Origin of the sequence: Halorubrum sp. DM2 (assembly GCF_901686465.1) — an archaeon.
Lineage (GTDB): Archaea > Halobacteriota > Halobacteria > Halobacteriales > Haloferacaceae > Halorubrum.
The window spans coordinates 515,213-539,059 of the sequence record NZ_LR594487.1 but is presented as its reverse complement, the minus strand read 5'-3'; the positions used below and the strand labels follow the sequence as shown (position 1 = coordinate 539,059).

Sequence of the window (23,847 nt, the reverse complement as noted above, 5' to 3'; positions counted from 1 at the left end):
CGGGACCCCCTTTTTGCGCGTCGTCAAGCGTTCGGATCAGTCGTCGCCGGGTGCGGTCTCGGCGTCGTCGACGCCGCCGTCGGCGGCGGCTTCGCCGGGGTCGGTCGCGGTGGTGTCCGCGTTCGCGCCGTCGACCGTGTCGTCCGCGCCGAACTCGAATCCGGTGTCAGCGGCTTCCTCGGACGGTTCGTCGGAACCAGATTCGGCGTCTTCGGTGTCGATAGCGGCCGTGTCGGCGACTTCCGACTCGATGGTCGCGTCGGTGGCCCCCGCCTCGCGCGCCTCGAACTCGTCGGCGAGCGCGCGGAGCTTGTCGGCGCGTGTCGACAGCGACTCGGCGCTCGTCGAGATCTCGCCGATCGCGGCGGTCTGCTCCTCGGCGGCCGCGGAGACGTTCTGCGCCTCGCTCGCCGTCTCGACGCTCACCTCGGCGACCTCGTCGATCATCGAGACGGCCTCCTGGGTCGACTCCGCCTGCTGGTCGGTGGCGTCGTTGATCGACTGGATCCCCGCGTTGGCGTCCTCCACGTCCGCGACGATCGATTCGAGCGTCTCGACGGTCTCCTCGACGACCGCCCGGCCGGCCTCGACGTCGTCCTCCATCGAGAACAGGCCGTCCGCGACCGACTCGGTGGACCCCTCGACGCCCGCGATCAGCGCCTCGACCTCGGTGGTCGCCTCGGCGGTCTCCTCGGCCAGATCCTTCACCTCGCGGGCGACGACCGCGAAGCCCTCACCGGCCTCGCCCGCGCGGGCCGCCTCGATGGAGGCGTTCAGGGCGAGGATGTTCGTCTGCTCGGCGATGTCGTCGATGAGCTCGACCACCTCGCCGATGCGCTCGACCTCGTCGCGCAGGTCGCGCATCTCGTCGACGGTCCGGCCGACCTCGTCGTCGATCCGGTCCATGCGGTCGATCGCCGCGCCGGCCTCCTCGCGGCCCGCCTCGCCGGCCTCGGCGGTCGCGGCCGACTTCTCCGCCAGCTCATCCGTCGAGGAGGCGATCTCCTCGACGGTGGCCGAGAGGTCGTCGAGTTCGGCGGCCGCGGTCGCGAGCGTCTCCTCCTGTCGCTCCGTGCCGACCGAGATCTCCTCGACGCTCTCGGCGACATCGACGCTGGTCGACTCGACCTCCGCGGCCGAGTCCGTCACCTCGGCGCTCCGCTCGTCGACCGTCTCGGCGGCGTCCTGAATGCCGACGACGAGCGCCTCCAGCCGGTCGAGCGTCTCGTTGAGCGACTCGGCGATGGCCGTCATCGCCTCGCTCTCGCTTTCCGGGTCGAGCCGGCGGGTGAGGTCGCCCTCGGCGACCGCGTCGATCGCCGCCTCGTACTCGTCGGCCTTCGTCTCTAAGTGCGCCGAGAGCTCCTCCGCCTCCTCGCGGGCCGCGGCGGCCTCGTCGGCGGACTCCTCGACGGCCGCGATCTGCTCGCGCATCGTCTCGCGGATGCGGTCGAACAGCGCCGAGAGCTGTCCGAACTCGTCGGCGCGCTCGCGGTCGATCTCGACGTCGAGCTCGCCCGCCTCGATCGCCTCGGCGTACCCGCGCAAATCGTCGACGGAGCCGTTCACGTCGCGGACGACGAACGCGCCCACGGCGAGGAGACCGACGACCGAGATGCCGATCAGGACCAGCACGCTCCGCGTCACGTCGCCGACGGTCCCGTACACCGCGCTCTGCGGGGCCGCGACGACGACCGCCCACGACTTCCCCTCGACGGGCGCGATCGCCGTGGCGAGCTCCGAGCCGTTCACGACCGTCTGCTCGGCGTCCGTGACGTCGGTCGTCGTCGACTCCGTCACGTCGCTCCGGAGGTGCGACAGCTCCTCGATCAGGAAGTAGTCGCGCAAGATCGCGTCGCTGTTCGACGCCAGCGCGACCTGCCCGGTGGCGGTGGAGACGACCTGCGTGTTGCCGCCGTCGACCGGGGCGGTCAGGAGCGAGCCGCGCTCCGACAGGTCGACCGTGATCACGATCGCCTTGCCGGGCACGTTGTTGATCGGGCTGACGAACCCTATGTGGTTCTCGCCGTCGGCCTTGTACGGCTCGAAGGAGCGTACCTCGTTGGCGTGGGCGAACGCCGCCGGCCCGACCGCCCACGGCCGCTCGTCCTCGGAGAACGTCGTCTCCTCCGTCGTCGGCGAGGTGCTCACGGTGACCTCGTTCGTCACCATGTCGTAGTAGTGGACGTCGACCACGTACTCGGGGAGCATGTCGGCGTTCTGCCGGAGTTCGTCGCGTATCCGTCCCTCGCTGGACGACTGGACGCCGGAGGCCGACGAGACCCGGTTCGTGTACCCGTTCATGTCGTCGAGGAAGCCGTCGATCCCCTCGGCCTCCCGTTCGGCGGCGCTCGTCAGCGTCTCCCGCGCGTCGGACTCGACGCTCGCTTGGACCTGATCGACGGCGAGCGCGCCCGTCCCGAGCAGCACCGTCGACACGACGATGACCGCCGCTGCGATTTTGAAGAGATACCGGCTGCGAAGTCGATGAGAGAGACGTTGGAAGACGCCGTCTCGGTCGTCAGCGGACATGATTCGCTGTTTTCACAGCCATTGATAAACGTCGGTGGCGAGGTATCAGCACTGATATTCCGGTTGGCTCGGTCCGACCGCGCGTCGCGTCCGGCGGAGGATTCCGGGATCGAACTGGACGTTCGGAAGGAGTGTCGCGGTGCCGGCGGGGGTGCGTCGCGGTGCCGGCAGGAGCGAGAGCGACCGCCCCATTCGAAACCACTATGCCCGATCCGGCGGATCGTTCGGTATGGACTGGCCACACGACCCCGACGGCGAGCAGGGGAGCGAGGGCAGGCGGCAGTACGGCCACGCCGTGCTCGCGAAGAAGATCGACGAGGAGGAGGACTTCCCGCTCACGGCGGCGGAGTACGTCGAGCAGTACGGCGACCACCCGATCCGGATCGACTACGAGACGGTCGTCTCGGTCGAGGAGATCTTCGAGAACGTCGAGCAGGAGGAGTTCGCGGACTTCGTCGAGTTCCACCAGGAACTCGGCCGCGCGATGCGCGAGAACGGCTACTGGTTCTACGAGGGCGCGGAGCAGTTCGTCGACGGCAGCGCCTAGACGTTCGGGTCGTCGGTTCTCGGAGCGCGACGATGCCTTTGTCTTCAGTCGAGTAGGACGACGTCTCGGACTTGACCGAGACCGCCGAAGCCCCCGCCGTGAGGACGCCGGACGCTCGCTGTGCTCCTCACTCGGTCGTTCGTTTCACTCACTCCCTCGTTGTGGTGCTTGTGTCGCCTCCGGCGTCCTCACGGCTGCCCCTTCGAGTCCCACCCCGCACCACACAGCGACCGCACCTCACACCTCCCCAGCCTCGTCGCTCGCTCCGGGCTCCCTTCGGTCGCCCGGTCGCTCGCGACTCCCTCGCGCGTGCCGTCTCGCGGTCGCCGGTGGCGACCGCTCGCGGGCACGCGCCACCGCAGAAAATCGGGTCCGACGACCGACTCGCCCCGACCGGTTTAAGAGCGCCGAGAGCGAGCGACTCCGCATGGACACAGAGCGGATCGCGGTGTTGGCCCACGAGAAGTTCCCCGACCGCGCGAAGACGGCGCTCGGCGTGATGCGCTACGGCGACCAAGAGGTTCTGGCGGTCCTCGACCGCGACCGCGCCGGCGACCGCGTTCGGGACCACGTCCCCGACATCGCGGACGCGCCGATAGTCTCATCGTTCGCGGACGCGCTCGCGGCCGCGGACGGCGACCTCGACGCGCTCTACATCGGGATCGCGCCGATCGGCGGTGGCTTCGACGAGTCGTGGCGCTCGGACGTCGAGGCCGCGATCGAGGCCGGCTGCGACGTGGTGAGCGGGCTTCACTACTTCCTGAACGAGGACGAGGAACTGGCCGCGCTCGCCGACGAACACGGCGTCGACCTCGTCGACGTCCGGCGACCGCCCGACGACCTCACGGTCGCGACCGGGGCCTCGGCCGACGTGGACGCGGACGTGTTGCTCACCGTGGGGACCGACTGCTCGGTCGGGAAGATGACGGCGTCGCTGGAGATCGTCGCGGCCGCCCGCGAGCGCGGGATCGACGCCGCCTTCGTCCCGACGGGCCAGACCGGGATCATGATCGCCGGGTGGGGGAACCCGATCGACCGCGTCGTCGCCGACTTCGCCGCGGGCGCGGTCGAAGAGATGCTCGTCGAGGCCGGCGGCGACCACGACCTGCTCGTCGTCGAGGGGCAGGGGAGCATCGTTCATCCCGCCTACTCGGCGGTCACCTGCGGTATCCTTCACGGGTCGATGGCCGACGGCCTCGTCCTCTGTCACGCCGCGGGCCGGGAGGTCGTCCACGGCTACGAGTCGTTCGAACTGCCGCCGATCACCGAGTACGTCGACCTCTACGAGGGGCTGGCGAGTCCCGTCCACGAGACCGCGGTCGTCGCCGGCGCGGTCAACACGAAGGACGTGGCCGACGACGAGGCGGCCGCGGACGCGGTCGCCGAGATCGCCGAGGCGGCTGGCGTCCCCGCGGCCGACCCGGTGCGTCACGGCGCGGACGCGATCGTCGACGCCGCGCTCGACGCCGGACTCGGGGTCGACGAGGGCGGGAACGGTGGCGACGAGGAGGCGGCCGACGAATGAGCCTCGACGCCGAGTTCGAGCGGGTCTCGATGCCCCTCGAAAACCCCTTCACCATCGCGCGGGGGACCCAGACGGCGGCCGAGAACGTGATCGTCCGGGTGACCGACGAGGCGGGGATGACCGGCGTCGGCGGCGCGGCCCCCTCGTCGCACTACGGCGAGACCGCGGACACCGTCGAGGCGGTCATGCCGGACCTCCTCGACGCTGTCGAGCGGGTGGGAGATCCCCACGCGCTCCACGCGATCGAGTCCGAACTGCGCGCGGTCGTCGAGGGGAACCCCGCGGCTCGATGCGCCGTCTCGATCGCGGTCCACGACCTCGCGGCGAAGCGACTCGGCGTCCCGCTCCACCGCCTGTGGGGACTCGACCCGACCGACGCGCCGAAGACGTCGTTCACGATCGGCCTCGACGAGACCGAGCGCGTGCGCGAGAAGGCCGCCGACGCCGTCGAGGCGGGCCACTCGGTGTTGAAGATCAAGCTCGGCACCGACCGCGACCGAGAGCTGGTCGACGCGGTCCGCGAGGCCGCGCCCGACGCCCGCCTCCGCGTCGACGCGAACGAGGCGTGGACGCCGAAGGAGGCGGTACGGAAGGCCGACTGGCTCGCGGACCGCGACGTGGAGTTCGTCGAACAGCCCGTTCCGGCCGAAGAGCCCGAGGGGCTCCGGTACGTCTACGAGCGATCTCCCCTCCCGATCGCGGCCGACGAGTCCTGCGTGACCGTCGCGGACGTGCCGGCGATCGCCGACCGCTGTGACATCGCGAACCTGAAGCTGATGAAGACCGGCGGGCTGTTGGAGGCGCGCCGGGTGATCGCCGCCGCGCGGGCGCACGGCTTGGAAGTGATGTGCGGCTGTATGATCGAGTCGAACGCCTCCATCGCGGCCGCCGTACAGCTCGCGCCGCTCCTCGATTACGCCGACCTCGACGGCTCGCTGCTGCTCGCCGAGGACACGTACTCGGGGATCGACCTGTCGGACGGCGAGATACGGCTCGCCGAGCAGGACCGCGCTGGGACCGGCGCGCGCCCGACCGGGAAGTAGGCAGAGGCAAGAACGGAGAACGGCTGTCGCGGTACGACCTACTCTTCGGAGATATTTCGAGCCGAGACGGCGGGCGGTTTGAACGCGGCAGACGGGGCGTGTTCTCGATCGGTCACTCCCTTCGTTCGAATCTGTCCCTCATCCGTTTTTCGTGGTACTGCTTGAATCCGTAGAGCACGACACCGATACCCAACACGAACAGGCCGATCGGAACCCAGATCCAGGCGGCGCTCAGCAGGGCCAGAAAGAGGGGGATCGCGATCAGCAACCCACCGATCCAGATGAGATGCTTGGGGACCATCGCTACCGGAGGGTTCGTGTCCGATCGTATAAAATCCGTGGCGAGAGCGGATCTCTCTGTCGGATTTCCGGAACCGAGTGCGAACGTCTCGTCCCTCGTGGACGGGAACGGGGTCGCCGTGACGAGATTTGACGCCTCAGTTCCGCTTTTCGTCGGCGTCTGCCTCGGACTCCTCTAACTCGACGTCGAGCTCCTCGTCGAGGTCGCCGCCCGAGTCGTCGCTCAGATCGGCTTCGAGGTCGTCCGCGTTCATCTCGCTCTCGATGTCCTCCAGTTCGGCGTCGATCTCCTCGTCGCTCGCCTCGCTGTTTCCGCTCGCCGGCTCGCCTTTCCCGAGTTCGCCCTTGAGCGTCTCCAGTTCGGCGTCGACCTCGCTGTTCGTCGAGAGACCCTCCAGCTCGCGGTCGATGTCGTCCTTGTCGGAGAGCGCGTCCTCGAACGCGCCGGACTCTTCCAGCTCGTCCATCGCCTCGGCGCGGGCCTCCATCTCCTCGGTGCGCTCCTCGGCGCGTTCGATGGAGCGACTCACGTCCGACATCTCGTCGCCGACGCCGGTCATCGCCTCGGAGACGCGGGAAGAGGCCTCCGCGGCCTCGTAGCGGGCCTTCATCGTCTCTTTCTTCGTACGGAACTCCTCGATGCGGTTCTGGAGCTTGTTTTTCTTCTCGACGAGCTGGTCTTGGGTGTCGTTCAGCTTCGCGATCTGCCCTTCCAGCTCCTCGATCTGGGTCATCTTCGACTTCTTCTTTTCGAGGGCCTTGCGCGCGAGGTCGTCGCGGTCCTGCTGGACCGCCTCGCGGGCCTGCCGGTTGTGCTTCTCGACGTTCTCTTCGAGCTTGCGCTTTTGAATCTCCAGCCGTTTCTTCTGGGTCGTCAGGTCCGCGATCCCCTGTTTGACGTCTTGGAGTTCGTCACGCATCTGTTCGTACGAGTAGTCGAGCGACTCGGTCGGGTCCTCGGCCCGATTGAGGAGGGCGTTCACCTTCGAGCGGATGACGTAGGAGGCGCGAGAGAGGATTCCCATACCACCGTGTACGCGTCCCACCCGTTAAAACCTCATGCGGTTCGGCGCGGCGCTATCTCCTTCGACGGTCGTCTCAAGTGAGGAGCAACCGGGGCGCTTCGGCTCGGAACGCCGTGACCCGACCTCCGATTCGACACGATCTTCCTGAACACTTATTCGGCAGGTCGGTGTAGCCCCGCACATGGAGATCGGCGCGTTGACCGTTCCCCTCGGCGGCGAACCGATCGAGGACGCGGTCGCGTCCCCCGACGACCGCGGCGTCGACGTGTTGGACCGCGCCGTCTTCGAGACGGAACCGGGCGACGCGTACTGGGCGGAGTGAGACGGAGGACACACATGACACAGAAACCGCTGAAGATCGGCGTGCTGGGGTATCGATTCATGGGCAAGGCGCACTCGAACGCGCTCGCGCGGCTCCCGATGTTCTTCCCGGACGCGCCAGACGTTGAGCGGCACACGCTCGTCGGGCGCGACGAGGAGGCGCTCGCGGAGGCCGCGGAGCGGTTCGGCTTCGCGCACACCGCGACCGACTGGGAAACGGCGATAGACGAGGTGGACGTCTTCTACAACCTCGGCCCGAACCACGTCCACGCGGAGCCGTCGATCGCGGCCCTCGAAGCCGACGTGCCCGTCCTCTGTGAGAAACCCCTCGCGCCGACGCTGGAGGAGGCGGCGGCGATGCGCGACGCCGCGGCCGCGAGCGCCGTGACCGCGGGTACCGCGTTCAACTACCGGTTCGTCCCCGCGATCCGGTACGCGAAAGGACTGATCGAGGACGGTGAACTCGGCGAGATCCGGCAGGTCCGCGGGCGGTACCTCCAGGACTGGCTCGTCGATCCGGAGGCCCCGTGGGCGTGGCGGATGGACGCCGACATGGCCGGTTCCGGCGCGCTCGGCGATCTCGGCGCACACACGATCGACCTCGCGAACTTCCTCGTGGGCGAGGAAGTCGGCGGGATCGACCGCGTCTCGGGCCGGCTGACGACGTTCGTCGACGAGCGCCCGGTGTACGACGACGGCGCGGTCGCGGAGTACCGCGACGTGACGGTCGACGACGCCTACAGCGCGCAGGTCGCTTACGAGTCGGGCGCGACCGGGACCTTCGAGGCCACGCGGGTCGCCGAGGGCCACAAGAACGACCACACGATCGCGGTCCACGGCTCGAAGGGGAGCGTGAAGTTCTCCTTGGAGCGGCTCAACGAACTGGAGGTGCTCCGGGAGGGGAACCGCGGCTACGAGACGGTGCTGGTCACCGATGAGACGGATCCGTACGTCGACCGCTGGTGGCCCCCCGGACACGTGATCGGGTGGGAACACACGTTCGTCCACGAGAACTACGAGTTCCTCTCGGCGGTCGCCGAGGGCGAGTCGTTCGAACCGTCGTTCGCGGACGGCTACGAGGTTCAGAAGGCGCTCGCGGCGATCCAACGGTCCGACGAGCGCGGCGAGTGGGTCGCGGTCGAGTGAGCGAGGGGGGCCTCAGACGCCGATACCGCCGCCCGGCGTGCTGCCGCCGTTCTCCTCGCTCCACTCTTGGATCGCCGAGTCTTCCCCGTCGTAGCTGCCGAGCGTCTCCCGGGTGTCGAACGCGATCGGCTCCCAGACGATGTCGAAGTTCTCGTTGCCGGTAGCGTTCGGCACGGGGACCCGATCGCCCGGTCGGACCACTCCGTCGCCGGGCCACGCGCCGAACTGGACGTTCCCGTCCGGGTCCTCGCCGCGGACGTACAGCTCCTCGGCGGGGACGGGGTCGGGTCCGAGCGCGACGATGACGAGTTCGCCGTCCTCCTGTGTCCCCTCAAACTCGGCGTCCGGCGGGGCGACGCCGTCGATGAGACCGAACACCGCCGCGCCGACGATCGCCAGCAGCAACACGACGACCCCGACGAGCAGCCCCGTGCCCGCCAGCGGGGTGAACCCTCGCTCGTCGTCTCGGAACGCAGCCATTCGACCGTCAGTCAGACGGCACCGGTATAAGCGTTTACGCGCCGCAAATCAGATCTGATAAGCTTAGAGGCGACCGGGGGCCGACCGAGACCAGCACCCACGGAGCGAACCGGAAGCGGGTTATTCCGCGCGACCGAAGTGTATCCGTGACGTCTCGGACAGGCGATTCGACGGGCGGTCGCCCGCGCGGGCTGCGTGGCATCGGGCGCACGTGGGCCGAGGTGCTCGTTCGGCCGCGGCGGGCGTTCGCGAACGGGATCACGCCCGGCGATCAGGCACCCGCGCTGACGTTCGCGGTCGCGGTCGCCGCGGCGTTCGCCCTCGGCCTGATCGCGACCGACCCCGGGGCCGTACCGACCGTCGTCCCCTCCTCGCGGGCGCTGTCCGGGCTCGTCGTCTTCGTCGTCGTCGTCGCGCTCGCGGCCCCGGTCGGTCTCCACCTGACCGCCGCGGTCGCGACGGTCTCGGTCGTGGTCGCGAGCCTCGAACTCGCCGGCGGGGTCGGGTTCCGCGACCGCGGCGGCGTGAGCGAGACGGTTCAGGCCGTCGCGTACGCCAGCTCGCCGATGGCGCTCGGGGGACCGGCGATACCCGAACTCAGGGTCGCCTGCGGCGCGTACGCGGCGGTGTTGCTGTTCGTCGGGCTCCGGACGGTCCACGGACTGGGGCCGCTCAGGACGGCCGTCGCCGCGCTCCCGCCGGCCGCGCTCGGCTACGGCGTGGGGTACCGCGTCGTCGCGGCGGCGCGACGACTCCTCGCCGCGTGAGCCGCCGACGGCCCGCGCCCCGCCAGCGGGCTTTCGACAACCGTTTTAGGCCCGAGGCTCTCGGTGTATTCAAATGGGATCCTGTATCATCTGTGGCACCGACGTCGGGGGCGGTCGCGTCTGCGACTCGCACCAGGAAGACGTCGTGTTCGACTTTCGTGGCGACTCCCCGAACGGTCTCGTCCCGAGCCGGTTCTACCGAGGCGTCGTCGACGGGTATGCCGAGTTCGGCGTGTTCGTCGACCTCGCGCCGGGCGTCACCGGCCTGCTCCACCGCTCCGAACTCGACCAGCGGCTCGACAGCCTCGACTGGGAGCCGGGCGACGAAGTGTTCGTTCAGGTGAAAGGCGTCCGCGACAACGGCAACGTCGACCTCGGCTGGTCGATCCGACAGGCCGACCGCGAGTTCCGCGGCGTCCTCGTCCAAGAGCCCTCGGGCGAACACCTCCCCGACGAGGAGCCGAGCGACGACGACACCGCCGAGACTGGAGAGCGGACCGACACGGACGAGTCGGCGGACGACGCCTCCGAGGCCGAAGACGCCGGATCCGACGCGGCCGAAGACGGCGAGACCGTCGAGGCTGACGCGGACCCCGAGCCGACGGGCGAAGACGTTACGCCCGACGACGAGGAGTCCGACGAGGAATTCGACGACGAACCGGACGCCGCCGTAGACGAAGAGGCCGATGTCGACGCGGACGAAGAGGCCGATGTCGACGCGGACGAAGAGGCCGATGTCGACGCGGACGAAGAGGCCGATGTCGACGCGGACGAAGAGGCCGATGTCGACGCGGACGAAGAGGCCGATGTCGACGCAGACGAAGAGCCCGACGCCGCCACGGACGAAGAGACCGACGAGGACCGCGAGCGCGTGACGATCACCACGCTCGAAGACGCGGTCGGCGAGTCGGTCCGGATCGAGGGCGAGGTCGTCGGCGTCCGCCAGACCGGCGGCCCGACGGTGTTCGAGGTCAGCGACGAGACGGGCGCGGTCGACGTGGCCGCGTTCGTCGAGCCGGGCGTCCGGGCGTACCCGGACGTCGAGGTGGGCGACGCGGTGCGGGTCGACGGCGAGGTCGAGAGCCACCGCGGCGACATTCAGGTCGAATCCGACGCGCTCGTCCTCCTCGACGGCGAGGGGGCCGAAGCGGTCCGCCGACGGATCGCCGACGCGCTCACCGACGAGGCCCGCCCCGAGGGGCTCCAGCCGCTCGGCGGCGACGAGACGGTCGCCGAACTCGCGGACGGCCTCCTCGACGCCGCGGAGGCGGTCCGCCGCGCGGTGCTGGAGTCGCGCCCCATCGTCGTCCGCCACCCGGCGACCGCCGACGGCTACGTCGCGGGCGCTGCGGTCGAGCGCGCCGTCCTCCCGCTGATCCGCGACGAGCACGCGAAAAGCGACGCCGAGTACCACTACTTCACCCGCCGCCCGCTCGACGAGCCGGTGTACGGGATGGACGCGGCGACCAACGACGCGACCCGCATGCTTCAGGACCGCGACCGCCACGACGAGAAGCTCCCGCTGTTCCTGCTCGTCGGAACCGGCTCGACGACCGAGTCCGCCGACGGCATCGACCTGCTGTCGGTGTACGGGGTCGACGCGGTCGTCGTCGACGCCGCGGTCGCCGACCCGGAGACCCGGGACGCGGTCGAGACGCTCGTCTCGCCGGAGCTGGCCGACGTCGACGGCGACGAGACGCTCTCGACGGGCGCGCTCGTCGCCTCGCTCGCGTCGGCGATAAACGACGAGGTCCGCACGGACCTTGAACACCTCCCCGCGGTGAGCTACTGGGCGGACGCCCCGGAGCGGTACGTGAACCTCGCGCGCGACGCGGGCTACGACGCCGAGCGCGTCGCGGAACTCCGTGAAGCGGTCGCCTTAGAGGCGTACTACCAGTCGTATCAGGACAAACGCGAACTGATCGCGGATCTGTTGTTCTCGGACGGCGGCAACCTCGCGGCGCACGTCTCCGAGCAGTTCCGGGAGAAGCTGGAGACGGAGATCAAGACTGCGGACGCGAACGTCGCCACGGAGGCGGTCGACGGCGTCGAGTTCGCGCTGCTCGACACCGACGGCTACACGCACCGGTACGACTTCCCGCCGACGCCGCTGCTCCTCGACGACCTCCACCGCCAGCGCGCGGACGGCGAGCCGTTCGCGACGGTCGGCGTCGGCACCGACGAGCTGTACGTGCGCACGACGGCCGACGTGTCGGTCCGAGACGTGGCCGAGCGCGCGGCCGAACTCGCGCCGACGGCGGACATCGCCACCGCCGGCGTCCGCGAGGGGAAAATCGAGTTCCTCTCGGGCGAGCGCGACGCCGTCGAGGACGCGGTCGTCGCCGCCGTCGCCGAGGCGTTCTGAGGACGCCCGGGATATTCCTGCTAGTTTTCGTTCCGATTCGTTTGAAAACTCTCGCGCATCGGATCGGGCGGTAGATTATTCTACTCGTGTGAGACTCCCTCACGTAGGTGTTTCAAGATGGCAACACGACCGTCCGAACGGACGCTTCGCTCGGAACTGCTCGGGAGAGACGTGGAGTTCAACTACTCGGAGACGTGGCTGGCGTACTCGATGCTCGGCCTCCGGGTCGTGATGGCGTGGGTGTTCCTCCAAGCCGGGTTGGAGAAGCTGTTCGAGGGCGGCCTCGCGGACCCGCTAGCGTGGAGTTCCGTCGGCTTCCTCCAGAACGGGATCGCAGACGCGAACCCGCTTCAGGGGGTGTTCCTATTTTTCGCCGACTTCGCGGTGATCGTCGACCCGATGGTGGTGTTCGGCCAGATCCTGATCGGACTGGCGCTGCTGTTCGGCGTGTTCTTCCGGTTCGCCGCGCTGATGGGCGCGATCATGATGTCGCTGTTCTGGACGGCGGCGTGGCAGGGCGGGCTGCTGGCCGGGTTCCCGATGAGCCACGGCTACTTCATCGACAGCTCGTTCGTGTACATGCTCCTGCTGTTCGGGCTGGGCGCGTGGGGCGCGGGCCGGATCGTCGGGGTCGACCGGGCGCTGGAGTCGAGCGACCTCGTGCGGTCGGCTCCGTGGCTGCGGTACCTCCTCGGATAAGCGGGATGCGCGGCGGCTCGGAGAATTTTCGACGCGCGACGCGACCGCCGATCAGCGGCGCGTGAACGGCCCGGGCGGGAGGATGAGGTCGTCGAGTTCAGGTCGCTGTTTCACGTTGAACACGACCGACAGCTCGTCGGTCAGCGGGTAGCCGTTACAGGAGAGCCGGAAGCCGCGCTCGGCGAGGTCGTCGGGCATGATGTGGTCGGTCGGCTGCGAGAGCTCGCCGGCGGCGAGGTACACCGCGCAGTTCGCGCAGGCACCGCCGCGACACGAGAAGGGCCACGCGAAGCCGCTCCGCTCGGCCGCCTCCAGCAGGCTCTCGTCGGGGTGGACGAGCAGGCGACCGTGGGCGTCGGGGTTGAGGTCGGCGTGGGACGCCTTCCGGAACAGCTCGTCGTCGTTGAGCGACCAGCCGTAGTCGACGACGGCCTCGTAGTCGAGGAACTCGACGCGGGTCGACGTGGGCGCGTGCGCGTCGCCGTCCTCAGTGAGGTCGACGTCGGCGGGGTCGACGCCGTCGTCGCTCCGGTCGCCGTTCTCGTCGCGCTCCGACAGCTCTCGGTAGGCGCGGCGGACGAGCTGGAACTCCTCGATCGAACCCCCCTGATCGGGGTGGGCGCGTTTCACGCGCTCGCGGTACGCCCGCTCGACCGCCTCGTCGTCGGCGTCCTCGTCGACATCCAACACCTCGAACGGGGAGACCATCCGGTTACGCCACGTAGGCGCGTGAGACACATAAACGGCCCAGAAGTCGGCAGGCGTGGGACGACGGCGTGAGCCGGTGGGCGGACGCGTCGCCGCGGACGGTCAGCGTTTAACACCGGCGCGCACAAGGGACGGGCAATGGGAAACGCCGACCTGCGCGATCTCGCGTCGATCCGCGACGTCCCCTTCGCGGAGATCGAGGGGAGCGTCGTCGCCGTCGACGCGCACAACTGGCTGTACCGCTACCTCACGACGACGGTCAAGTGGACGGCCGACGAGAAGTACACCACCGCGGACGGCGTCGAGGTCGCCAACCTGATCGGAGTGGTTCAGGGGCTCCCGAAGTTCTTCGAACACGACCTGATCCCGGTGATGGTGTTCGACGGGGCCGTCACCGACCTGAAGGCCGACGAGGTCGCCGAGCGGCGCGAGAAGCGCGAGCGGGCGGAGGAGCGCCGGGCCGCGGCTGAGGAGCGCGGCGACGCGGTCGAGGCAGCCCGACTGGAGGCCCGGACGCAGCGGCTCACCGACACGATTCAGGAGACGACCCGGGAGCTGCTCCGCCTGCTCGACGTGCCGATCGTCGAGGCCCCCGCGGAGGGGGAGGCCCAGTGCGCGCACATGGCCGCGACCGGCACGGTCGACCACGCCGGCAGCGAGGACTACGACACCCTGCTTTTCGGCGCACCGACGACGCTCCGTCAGCTGACGAGCAAGGGGAACCCGGAGCTGATGGATCTCGCGGCGACGCTCGACGACCTCGGACTCGACCGACAGGGGCTCGTCGACGCCGCGATGCTGTGCGGCACGGACTTCAACGAGGGCGTCCGCGGGATCGGGCCGAAGACCGCGGTGAAGGCGATCCGGGAACACGGCGACCTGTGGGGGGTCCTCGACGCCCGCGACGCCGAGATCCCGAACGCCGAGGCGATCCGCGAGCTGTTCATGGACCCGCCCGCGGCGGACGTCGCGGTCGACGCCGACGTGAACCCGGACGTCGAGGCCGCCCGCGCGTACGTCGTCGACGAGTGGGGCGTCGCCGGCGACGAGGTCGAACGCGGGTTCGAGCGCATCGCGGAGTCGCAGGTCCAGACCGGGTTGGACCGGTGGACCTGATCGGGCGGGGTCGACCGGGTTCGGTCGGCGGACCTGACGGGGCGCGACGGCTGGGGGACGAGCGGCGTCCGCCGGCTCGACCGCCGCGAACACACCTTTTATTTCCTCGTCGTCGGAAGAGAGAGACACACGTGTCGCGGACCGCCTTTCGATCGCGGACAACGCCCGCAACCGGCCGGGAGATCGGATCTACGGCCGATCCCGGCGGCGCGGCGCTCCCGCGGACCGAGTCCCGAGCGGGCCGCGACGACCCTGACCAATGAGCTTCGACGTTCCCGACGACAGACGGTACTTGGAATCGCACGAGTGGGCGACGACCGGCGGCGACCCCGTCCGGATCGGCGTCTCCGACTTCGCGCAGGACGAACTGGGCGACGTGGTGTTCGTCGAACTGCCCGAGGTCGGCGACGAGGTCGTCGCCGGCGAGGCGTTCGGCGTCGTCGAGTCGATCAAGGCCGTCTCGGACCTGTACGCCCCCGTCTCGGGCGAGGTCGTCGCGGTCAACGAGGAGCTGTTCGACCGCCCGGAGCTGGTCAACGAGGACCCGTACGGCGACGGATGGATGCTCGAAGTCGAGCCCGCCGAGGGCGGAGACGCGGACGGACTGCTCGACGCCGACGAGTACGACGACCAGATCGCCTGACCCGACCATGAACGCGACACCTTCCGACGGACGACGCGGCATCGAACGAGCGGGCGACGCCGGGGCGGTCAGATGAGCCGGGCGAACGGCACGCCGTACGCGCCCCACACCGACGAGGAGACCGCGGCGATGCTGGCTGCGGTCGGCGTCGACGACGAGGAGGCGCTGTTCGACATCCCCGACGCGGTCGCCTTCGACGGCGACTTCGGCATCGAGCCGCGCACCGAACGCGAGATCCGCGACGAGTGCGCGCGAATCCTGAACCGCAACGACGACCTCACGGAGTTCCTCGGACGAGGCCACTACGGCCACTACGTGCCGAGCGTCGTCGACCACCTCGCCGACCGCGCGGAGTTCCTCACGAGCTACACCCAGTACCAGCCGGAGGTGTCACAGGGGTTCCTTCAGGCCCTCTTCGAGTACCAGTCGATGCTGGTGGAGCTGACCGGGCTCGACGTCGCGAACTGCTCGATGTACGACGCCGCGACCGCGCTCGGCGAGGCCGCGACACTCGCGGACCGCGTCCGGTCGACCTCGGGCGACGTGGTCTTGGTCCCCGAACAGCTCCGGGAGGGGAAGCGGGCGGTGCTGTCGAACTACTGCGCGGGCGCGGACCTGACCGTCGAGACCTATCCGATGGCCGACGGCACCGCCGACGTCGACGCGCTCGCGGAGCGCGCCGGCGACGACGCCGTGATGGTGTACGCGGAGAGCCCGACCGTCCGCGGCTGTATCGAAGAGCGGCTCGCGGCGATCGGCGACCTCGCCGGCGAGACCGACGCGCTGTTCGTCCTCGGCTCCGACGTCGTCGCGCTGTCGGTGCTGGAGTCGCCGGCGACCGTCGGGGCCGACGTCGTCGTCGGCGAGGCCGGCGCGCTCGGCCTCCCGACCGCCTACGGGATGGGACTGGGGATCTTCGCCTGCCGCGACGACTTCCTGCGGCAGGTCCCCGGGCGGCTGGTCGGCGCGAGCGAGGACGCGAACGGCGACAGGGCGTACACGCTGACGCTCCAGACCCGCGAACAGCACATCCGCAAGGAGCGTGCCACCTCCAACATCTGCACGAACCAGGCGTGGGTCGCGCTCCGGGCGGCGATCCACGCGGCGACGCTCGGCCCGGACGGACTCGTCGACCTCGCGAACGACTGCGTCCGCGAGGCGGAGGCGCTCGCGGCGCGGATCGACGACCTGTCGGGCGCGGCCGCGCCCGTCCACGACCGCCACCACTTCCGGGAGTTCGCGGTCCGCGTCGACCAGCCGGCGGCGGCCGTCGCCGGGGACTTAGAGACCGAGGGGTTCGCGGTCCACGCGATCGGTGACCACCTGCTTCAGGTGTGCGTCACCGACCTGACCGCCGGGCGGACCGACGGACTCGTCGCGGCCTTCGAGGAGGTACTCTGATGATCCACGACCAAGCGAACTACGAGCGCGACGGGGAGAACGTCCGGGAGCCGCTCCTCTCGGAGAAGGGCGAGGAGACGGTCGACGTGCGCGAGGAGTCGCCGCTCCCCGACGACCTGACGCGCGAGGAGCTGACGCTCCCGAACCCCTCGGAGCCGGAGACGGCGCGCCACTACACCCGCCTCTCGCAGATGAACTGGTCGATCGACTCGGGCCCGTACCCGCTGGGGAGCTGTACGATGAAGTACAACCCCAAGTTCACCGAGGACGTCGCCGCGGACTCGAACGCGGCCGTCCACCCCGACCGCTCCGCGCGCTCGGCGCAGGGGATCTTGGAGCTTCAGTACCGGCTCCAGGACGCCCTCGCGGAGATCGGCGGGATGGACGCGGTCACGCTCCAGCCGCCCGCGGGCGCGGCCGGGGAGCTGACGGGGATCCTCGTCGCGAAGGCGTACCACGAACACCACGGCAACGACCGCTCGGAGGTCGTGATCCCGGCGTCGGCGCACGGGACGAACTTCGCGACCGCCGCGACCGCCGGCTACGACGTGGTCGAACTCCCCTCCGGGGAGGACGGCCGCGTCGATCTGGAGGCCTTGGAGGCGGCCGTCGGCGACGACACCGCCGCCCTAATGTTAACGAACCCGAACACGGTCGGGCTCTTCGAGCGCGACATCACCGAGATCGCCGAGATCGTCCACGACGCCGGCGGGCTGCTCTACTACGACGGCGCGAACCTCAACGCGCTCCTCGGGCGGGGGCGGCCCGGCGACATGGGGTTCGACGTGATGCACTACAACGTCCACAAGACGTTCGCGACCCCGCACGGCGGCGGCGGCCCGGGTGCCGGGCCGGTCGGCGTCGTCGACGAGCTGGCACCGTTCCTCCCGACGCCCAGGGTCCGCGAGACCGACGAGGGGTCGGGGTACGAGCGCTTCGAACCCGATCACACGATCGGCAAGGTCCACGGCTTCGCCGGCAACTGGCACGTGTTGATCAAGGCGTACGCGTACATCGCTCGCCTCGGCGACGAGGGGCTCGCGGACGCCGCCGCGAAGGCGGTCCTCAACGCGAACTACCTCGCCGAGCGGCTCGATCTGGACGTGCCCTTCGGCCCGTTCCACCACGAGTTCGCGGCGACCGCGGGCGACCGCGACGCGGCCGACGTCGCCAAGCGGATGCTCGATTTCGGCGTTCACCCGCCGACGACGAAGTGGCCGGAGATGGTGCCGGAGGCGATGTTGACGGAGCCGACCGAGATCGAGGGGAAATCGTCGCTCGACGACCTCGCGGAGGCGTTCAACCTCGCGTACGCCGACACCGACGAGGCGCTCGATTCGGCCCCGAACCGGACCGCCGCCGCCCGGATCGATCAGGTCGGTGCCGCGCGGAACCCGCGGCTCTCGTGGCAGGCGCTCGACGGGGAGTAGAACGCACGACGGGGAGGCGCGCTCGACAGCTGGAAATGACCGCCTGCGTCAGGGTTCGGTCGCGGCGGACCGGACCGGCTCCTCGCCGTCGGCGTCGACGCCGTCGAACTCGGTGGCGTCGCGGTCGTCGTCGAACTCGCCGGCGTCGAAGGGAAGTGCGTCCGTGTCGGGAGCGCCGCCCGGGGCGTCCTCGGCGTCCGACCTCGCGTCGAACGGTCCCGCGCAGTCCACGAACCGCCGCATCACCCGGCCCTCGGCGCGGTGGAGCGTCTCGCTACAGGTCGACTTCGCGATGTCGTTCGCCTCGGCCAGCTCCGTGAGCGTACAGCGGCGCGGCGTGTCGTAGTACCCCGACCGGACCGCCTCGAAGACGAGTTCGCGCTGCGCCTCGGTGAGCGTCCGGTCCGGGCCGTCGCCGCCGGTCGCGGCGACGCCGACCGTCACCCCGTCGCCGGCGAGCCGCCGGCCGAACGCCTCGATCCGGTCTCGGTCGCCGACGACCGTCACGGTCGCGCGGCCGTCGACGACCTCGACCGTCGACTCGATCGGCAGGCCGACCGCCCGTGCCGCCGGGAGGTACGCGGGCGCGTGGCCGACCACCCGGAGCGTGCGGACCTCGCCGCGGCGGTCGACGACCGTCTCGCGGGCGACGCGCTCGTGCTCCCGGAGCGCGTCCCCGACGCGGTCCCTGTCGGTGCCGGCGACGCGGACGGTCGCGACCGTCGTCGAGTCGTCGTCGGTTCCGGTCGGGTTGTTTCCGATCCCGTTCGGGCCGTCGACGAGCGCCTCGGACGGGCCGTCGACCGAGACCGTCTCGTCGACGCGAAGCGTCGCCGAGGGGACGCTCCGGGAGACGTCGCCGAGCCACGACCCGGTCGGGAGGTCCAACCGCAGTGCGGTCCGACTCATCGCTTCCACCCCGATTCGCCCGGCGGACCGGTCGCCCCGACGGTCGCTGGTACACGCATCTCCCCTGAGCGTACGGTCTCGGTCCACCTCGGCGTACCCCTTCATACGTTTCGAACCTAAGTACCCGCGCGGCGGTTCGGGGGCGGACCGCCGGGACCGCAGCACCGAAGTCCCCGGCGAGCGAGCGCGTGTCCATGGAGACCACAGAGGCGTTCGTCGGCCTGACCTGCGTCGACTGCGGGGAGACGTTCGACGCGGAGACGGCGACGCACCGCTGTCCCGACTGCGACGGGATCTTGGATCCCGACTACGACTACGACCGGATCGACCTGACGCCGGAGACGCTGGACGCCCGTCCCGACGGGTCGATGTGGCGGTACGCTGAACTGCTCCCGTTCCCGGCCGAGACGGCCGTGTCGCTCGGCGAGGGCGCGACGCCGCTCGTCGAGTGTCCGGCGCTGGCGGACGCGATGGGCGTCGGCCGCGTCCTCCTGAAAGACGAGGGCGCGAACCCCACGGGGACGTTCAAGGACCGGGGGCAGTCGGCCGCGATGACGGCCGCACGCGAGCACGGCGCGAGCGAGGTCGCGCTGAACAGCGCCGGCAACGCGGGGCAGGCGGCCGCGGCGTACGCGGCCCGCGCGGACCTAGACGCGCACGTGTTCCTCCCCTCGCGGGCGGGATTCACCCAGAAGGCGATGACGGAGGTCCACGGCGCGGACCTGACGGTCACCGACCCAGTAGACGGGAACTCGCAGATCGGCGACGCGGGGGAGGCGTACGCCGCGGCGATGGACGACCACCCCGACTGGTACTCGACGAAGACGTTCGTCACCCCGTACCGCCACGAGGGAAAGAAGACGATGGCGCTGGAGCTGCTGGCGCAGCTCGACTGGAACCCGCCGGACGCGGTCGTCTACCCGACCGGCGGCGGCGTCGGCCTCGTCGGGATGCACAAGGCGGCGCGGGAGGCGCGGGAGCTGGGGTGGACCGACGAGCTGGTCCCGATGTACGCCGCGCAGGCCGCGGGCTGTGCGCCGGTCGTCGACGCTTACGAGTCGGGCGCGGAGCGGCACGAGCCGCTCGCCGACGACGAGGTCGACACGGCGTGCAACGGGATCGCGATCCCCGACCCCGGCGCGAGCGGCCTCATCCTGGAGGCGATCCGGGAGTCGGACGGCGGCGCGGTGGCGACGACGGACCGGGAGATCCTCGACGCCGCGATCGAGGTCGCGCGGGCGGAGGGGCTGGAGATGGGGGCGACGTGCGCCGCCGCCGCCTCCGGCGCGTTCGCGCTCGCGGAGTCGGGCGAGTTCGGGCCGGACGACACCGTCGTCCTGTTGAACACCGGCGCGGGCAACAAGGACGTCGACGCGCTGCGCGCGCACCTCGGCGAGCGGGAGGCGAACGAAGCGGAGTAGGCGGCAAGCGGGAGGTGAACGAAGCGGAGTAGACGGCAAGCGGGAGGCGAACGCGGCGGAGTAGACGGCAAGCGGGAGGAGCGACCCGCCCCGGTCGCTGCCCGAACCGGAACCACTACGGCGGGCGGTCGCCACCCCTCGCGCATGGAACTCGGCGTCATCGGACTCGGGCGGATGGGGCAGATCGTCGCGAACCGGTCCATCGAGGCGGGCCACGACGTGGTCGCGTTCGACCTCTCGGCGGAGGCGACCGCGGCGGCGGCGGAGAGCGGCGCGGAGCCCGCGGACTCCGTGGCTGATCTGTGTGAGTGGTTGGACGAGAGCGAAGCGGACGACGGAGAGGCGGACGGCAAGCGGATCTGGCTGATGGTCCCCGCGGGCGACGCGGTCGACGCCACGCTCGCGGACATCGAACCGCATCTCACCGGCGACGACGTGGTCGTCGACGGCGGGAACTCCCAGTTCGCGGAGTCGGTCCGGCGGGCCGAGGAGACGGACGCCGCCTACCTCGACTGCGGCACCTCCGGCGGGCCGGCGAGCGCCGAGGAGGGGTTCTCGCTGATGGTCGGCGGTCCCGAGTGGGCCTACGAGGCGATGGTCCCCGTCTTCGACGCGGTCGCGACCGGCCCGGACGGCCACGACCGCATGGGCGAGTCGGGCGCGGGCCACTACGTGAAGATGGTCCACAACGGCGTCGAGTACGCGCTGATGCAGGCGTACGGCGAGGGGTTCGAGCTGCTCACCGAGGGCCGGTACGACCTCGACATGGAGTCGGTGGCGCGCACCTGGAACAACGGTGCGGTGATCCGGTCGTGGCTCCTCGAACTGTGCGAGGAGGCGTTCCGCGAGGAGGGGTCGGATCTGGGCGACGTGGCAGACCACGTCGCGGGCGGCTCGACGGGCACGTGGACGGTTCAGGAGGCGCTCGAACAGGAGGTTCCGGTTCCGCTCATCTATCAGGCGCTCGCGGAGCGGTTCGACTCCCGCAACGAGGGGCGCTTCTCGCGGCGGCTCGCGAACCGGCTGCGGTACGGGTTCGGGCGGCACGAGGTCGCGCGGCGTTCGGACGACGACTGATCGCGCGGCAGCGTTCCGTCCCGGTTACATCTCGGAACGGTTCTCACGCCGAAACGAGGTTCCCTTGATACGGACGGATCGACGGCCGATCTGCGGTGCGGCGGCGCGCGCCTCCGAGTGCCTTTTAAAGGCGCGAGGAGCGCCGCGCGAGGTCGCCGGCGGCGGAGCCGTCGGCTGCCAGAGAATCTTCGATTCTCGCTGGAGTCAGTCGCCGGAGCGAAGCGCAGGCGACTGACGAGGTTGGGGAGGCGTGAGGTGCGGTTGCGGTGCGGGGTGGGACTCGAAGGGGCAGCCGGGAGGCGGGCGCAGGCGACGTAAGGACCGCAGCGAGTGAGCAACGCGAACGAGCGAGGACCGCAACGAGCGTGCGCCCGCCTCCCGGCTGGGGCTTCGGCGACCGTGTTCACTGCGTCAGCAGCGCTTCTGCCCTTGATACCTTCTCTACTCTCGAAATAGCCGCCTTATAACCGAGTTCGTTCTTCGAGGAGATTCGGATAGAGAATACTGAACACGACATCGGATGAACTGTTCTGTGACACCCTCCCCCTCCCCGATTATCACGGTCGAGCACGTCCGAGAAACACTTATGTATGGTCATGGTAGAGTATCTCACGCACAGAATGTTCGAGCGATTCTCAAGCGGCTACTACCTGGGGGAACTGTACGTGGAACCCCACGACGGCGAGCGCGCCGTCATCCGGCGGGCGGACCACGAACACGTCAACGAGCAGCTGTACGCGGACGGCGAGGGCGTCGAGCGACTCGACGCCCCGCTCGTGATGAAAGTCGGCGGCAGCCACATTCCGGTCGGCGGCGACGACGACGTGGCGAGCGGGACGCTCGCGATCCCGCAGGAACTCGCCGACGAGACGCTCCCGGACAGCAAGAACGTCCTGCTGGCGGACGCGGACCGCGCTGAGAAGCTCCTCCGATGGGAGGGGTGGGAACCGTTCGTGAACGCGTAGTACTACGGCTTTGGCTCCGGAGTTTATTTATAAGCAGATTCGGGTTGATCGACGGTAAGCAGCCGTATCTCCGTATCCATTTGCTTATAACGCGGTAAGGGAGAATCGACGCTGAGGACCTCTGAAGCCCCAGCCGCTCGACACAACGAAACTGACGGTGTAACCGAGACCGCCGAAGCCCCAGCCGGGAGGTGGACGCACGCTCGCTGCGCTCCTCGGTCGCTCACTTCGTTCGCTCCCTGCGGTGCTTACATCGCCTGCGTCCACCTCCCGGCTGCCCCTTCGAGTCCCACCCCGCACCGCAACCGCACCTCACGCCTCCCCAGCCTCGTCGGTCGCCGTCGCTCCGCTCCGGCGACCGACTCCCTCGCGCGGCACTCCTCGCGCCCTGTGGGGCGCTCGGAGGCGCGCGCCACCGCACACCGCTCGTTTATAAGCAACATCTCCCACGTCGTCGCCGTCGCAGACGCACCTTTTAGGTCGCGGGGGAGCGCCGTTCGGGTATGATCGACAGGCTGCTCGGGCGCGCCGAGCTGAAAGAGCGGATCGAGGAGCTCGAAGAGGAGAAGCGCCACCTCGAACGCCGCGCCGAGGCCGAGGAGGGGCGTCGCTCCGACGCGGTCGCCGACCGCCAGCGCGCCGAGGAGCGCGCCAACGAACTCGAACACCGGATCGAGTCGTTAGAGGAGCGCCTCGACCGCACCGAGGGGACCGAGGAGTCGGTCGAGTTCCGGCGCGTGAGCGACCTGAGCGGCGCGAGAGTGTCGGACGTGCTCGACCGGTTCCGGGCCGTCGAGAGCGACGATCCGGAGGGACTGCTCACCGCGTTCGTCCCCGACAGCGACGCGGTCCCCGCGACCGTCACGGACTGGTTCGGCGACCGCGCGGCGCTCGTCCGGCGGGCGGCCCCCGCGGTCGTCCTCGCCGACGACACCGGCGCGGTGAGCGCGGCGCTGACCCCGCCGGTCGAACCCGAATCGTTTGACCGGTGGGACGACGAGTTCCGCCTCGACGACGCGTGGTTCCGCCCGACCGGCCGGTTCGCGTTCGCTCTGGTCCGGTCGGACGTCTTCGCGCTCGGCGTCTACGAGGGGGCCGAGCGGGTCGAGTTCGAGGGGTTCACCTCCGACGTGAAGGAGGCCCACTCGAAGGGCGGGTTCTCGCAGGGGCGCTTCGAGCGCCGGCGCGAGGGACAGATAGACGACCACCTCGACCGCGCGAACGAAACGCTGGCCGAGGTCGCGGACGCGGGGAACATCGACCGCGTGATCGCCGTGGGCGAGCGGAGCGTCCTCGGGCGCGTGCGCGACCGCGCCGACCGGACCGACGTCTCGGACGCGACGGGCAAGCCGGAGGCGGCGCTCGACGACGCGTTCCGCGACTTCTGGCGGGTCCGCCTCCGCGCGCTGTAGGATACACGAGGCGGA

General features: G+C 70.0%; 22 protein-coding genes. 16 read left to right on the top strand and 6 right to left on the bottom strand.

Annotated features, from left to right (window positions below):
* Window positions 1-36: 36 nt before the first annotated feature.
* Entirely contained in the window at window positions 37-2,532 is a 2,496-nt protein-coding gene (locus QOL69_RS02815) for a methyl-accepting chemotaxis protein (RefSeq protein ID WP_283401952.1), read from the bottom strand.
* A gap of 229 nt (window positions 2,533-2,761) precedes the next feature.
* On the opposite strand from QOL69_RS02815, the gene QOL69_RS02810 reads away from it, so the two are divergent.
* From QOL69_RS02810 to QOL69_RS02800, 3 genes are all read left to right on the top strand, one after another.
* Window positions 2,762-3,079 (top strand): DUF5785 family protein, encoded by a 318-nt coding sequence (locus tag QOL69_RS02810; protein WP_048076436.1) that lies wholly within the window; start codon window positions 2,762-2,764, stop codon window positions 3,077-3,079.
* A 427-nt stretch (window positions 3,080-3,506) separates the two neighbouring features.
* Window positions 3,507-4,604 carry an N-acetyltransferase DgcN family protein gene (locus QOL69_RS02805; RefSeq protein WP_283401951.1) on the top strand — a complete coding sequence of 366 codons (1,098 nt, stop codon included), beginning with the start codon at window positions 3,507-3,509 and terminating at the stop codon, window positions 4,602-4,604.
* Window positions 4,601-5,647, top strand: a complete 1,047-nt coding sequence (locus tag QOL69_RS02800; protein ID WP_283401950.1) for a dipeptide epimerase — start codon at window positions 4,601-4,603, stop codon at window positions 5,645-5,647. The genes QOL69_RS02805 and QOL69_RS02800 overlap by 4 nt, the downstream gene beginning before the upstream one ends.
* A 112-nt stretch (window positions 5,648-5,759) precedes the next feature.
* On the opposite strand, the gene QOL69_RS02795 is transcribed toward QOL69_RS02800, so the two are convergent.
* Window positions 5,760-5,948 (bottom strand): hypothetical protein, encoded by a 189-nt coding sequence (locus QOL69_RS02795; protein ID WP_283401949.1) that lies wholly within the window; start codon window positions 5,946-5,948, stop codon window positions 5,760-5,762.
* 136 nt (window positions 5,949-6,084) lie between these two features.
* Entirely contained in the window at window positions 6,085-6,972 is an 888-nt protein-coding gene (locus QOL69_RS02790; RefSeq protein WP_048076439.1) for a PspA/IM30 family protein, read from the bottom strand.
* 181 nt (window positions 6,973-7,153) lie between these two features.
* Here QOL69_RS02790 and QOL69_RS02785 point away from each other — a divergent pair, with 181 nt between their 5' ends.
* Both QOL69_RS02785 and QOL69_RS02780 read left to right on the top strand, forming a co-directional pair.
* Complete coding sequence (locus QOL69_RS02785; RefSeq protein WP_154018030.1) at window positions 7,154-7,294, top strand: hypothetical protein; 141 nt, start codon at window positions 7,154-7,156, stop codon at window positions 7,292-7,294.
* Window positions 7,295-7,308: 14 nt separating this feature from the next.
* Window positions 7,309-8,439: a Gfo/Idh/MocA family protein gene (locus QOL69_RS02780; RefSeq protein WP_283401948.1), complete on the top strand. Its 1,131-nt coding sequence runs from the start codon at window positions 7,309-7,311 to the stop codon at window positions 8,437-8,439.
* Between the two features lie 12 nt (window positions 8,440-8,451).
* Here QOL69_RS02780 and QOL69_RS02775 read toward each other — a convergent pair whose 3' ends face one another.
* The gene (locus QOL69_RS02775) at window positions 8,452-8,919 is read right to left on the bottom strand and encodes a type IV pilin domain-containing protein (RefSeq protein WP_048076441.1); all 468 of its coding nucleotides are present in this window, start codon (window positions 8,917-8,919) and stop codon (window positions 8,452-8,454) included.
* Window positions 8,920-9,065: 146 nt separating this feature from the next.
* Here QOL69_RS02775 and QOL69_RS02770 point away from each other — a divergent pair, with 146 nt between their 5' ends.
* The 3 genes from QOL69_RS02770 (at window position 9,066) to QOL69_RS02760 (ending at window position 12,750) form a co-directional block, all read left to right on the top strand.
* Complete coding sequence (locus QOL69_RS02770) at window positions 9,066-9,686, top strand: YIP1 family protein (RefSeq protein WP_283401947.1); 621 nt, start codon at window positions 9,066-9,068, stop codon at window positions 9,684-9,686.
* 73 nt (window positions 9,687-9,759) lie between these two features.
* A complete protein-coding gene (locus QOL69_RS02765; RefSeq protein WP_283401946.1) occupies window positions 9,760-12,051 on the top strand; it encodes a DHH family phosphoesterase in 2,292 nt (763 codons plus the stop codon).
* A gap of 117 nt (window positions 12,052-12,168) precedes the next feature.
* The gene (locus tag QOL69_RS02760; RefSeq protein ID WP_283401945.1) at window positions 12,169-12,750 is read left to right on the top strand and encodes a DoxX family protein; all 582 of its coding nucleotides are present in this window, start codon (window positions 12,169-12,171) and stop codon (window positions 12,748-12,750) included.
* Between the two features lie 51 nt (window positions 12,751-12,801).
* On the opposite strand, the gene fer is transcribed toward QOL69_RS02760, so the two are convergent.
* Window positions 12,802-13,458 (bottom strand): ferredoxin Fer, encoded by a 657-nt coding sequence (gene fer, locus QOL69_RS02755; RefSeq protein ID WP_283401944.1) that lies wholly within the window; start codon window positions 13,456-13,458, stop codon window positions 12,802-12,804.
* A 138-nt stretch (window positions 13,459-13,596) separates the two neighbouring features.
* On the opposite strand from fer, the gene fen reads away from it, so the two are divergent.
* The 4 genes from fen (at window position 13,597) to gcvPB (ending at window position 18,048) form a co-directional block, all read left to right on the top strand.
* Window positions 13,597-14,574: a flap endonuclease-1 gene (gene fen / locus QOL69_RS02750; RefSeq protein ID WP_283401943.1), complete on the top strand. Its 978-nt coding sequence runs from the start codon at window positions 13,597-13,599 to the stop codon at window positions 14,572-14,574.
* A gap of 259 nt (window positions 14,575-14,833) precedes the next feature.
* Window positions 14,834-15,217 (top strand): glycine cleavage system protein GcvH, encoded by a 384-nt coding sequence (gene gcvH / locus QOL69_RS02745; RefSeq protein WP_283401942.1) that lies wholly within the window; start codon window positions 14,834-14,836, stop codon window positions 15,215-15,217.
* A gap of 72 nt (window positions 15,218-15,289) precedes the next feature.
* A complete protein-coding gene (gene gcvPA, locus QOL69_RS02740; RefSeq protein WP_283401941.1) occupies window positions 15,290-16,618 on the top strand; it encodes an aminomethyl-transferring glycine dehydrogenase subunit GcvPA in 1,329 nt (442 codons plus the stop codon).
* Entirely contained in the window at window positions 16,618-18,048 is a 1,431-nt protein-coding gene (gcvPB, locus tag QOL69_RS02735; RefSeq protein WP_283401940.1) for an aminomethyl-transferring glycine dehydrogenase subunit GcvPB, read from the top strand. Before gcvPA ends, gcvPB begins: the two co-directional genes overlap by 1 nt.
* A 48-nt stretch (window positions 18,049-18,096) precedes the next feature.
* Here the strand turns inward: gcvPB and QOL69_RS02730 are convergent, their stop codons facing one another.
* Window positions 18,097-18,957, bottom strand: a complete 861-nt coding sequence (locus tag QOL69_RS02730; protein ID WP_283401939.1) for a helix-turn-helix domain-containing protein — start codon at window positions 18,955-18,957, stop codon at window positions 18,097-18,099.
* A gap of 194 nt (window positions 18,958-19,151) precedes the next feature.
* Here QOL69_RS02730 and QOL69_RS02725 point away from each other — a divergent pair, with 194 nt between their 5' ends.
* From QOL69_RS02725 to QOL69_RS02710, 4 genes are all read left to right on the top strand, one after another.
* Complete coding sequence (locus QOL69_RS02725) at window positions 19,152-20,378, top strand: threonine synthase (RefSeq protein WP_283401938.1); 1,227 nt, start codon at window positions 19,152-19,154, stop codon at window positions 20,376-20,378.
* Window positions 20,379-20,522: 144 nt separating this feature from the next.
* Window positions 20,523-21,455: a decarboxylating 6-phosphogluconate dehydrogenase gene (locus QOL69_RS02720; RefSeq protein WP_283401937.1), complete on the top strand. Its 933-nt coding sequence runs from the start codon at window positions 20,523-20,525 to the stop codon at window positions 21,453-21,455.
* A 620-nt stretch (window positions 21,456-22,075) separates the two neighbouring features.
* Entirely contained in the window at window positions 22,076-22,420 is a 345-nt protein-coding gene (locus QOL69_RS02715; protein ID WP_283404202.1) for a DUF5802 family protein, read from the top strand.
* 503 nt (window positions 22,421-22,923) lie between these two features.
* Complete coding sequence (locus QOL69_RS02710; RefSeq protein WP_283401936.1) at window positions 22,924-23,832, top strand: Vms1/Ankzf1 family peptidyl-tRNA hydrolase; 909 nt, start codon at window positions 22,924-22,926, stop codon at window positions 23,830-23,832.
* The last annotated feature ends 15 nt before the right edge of the window (window positions 23,833-23,847 follow it).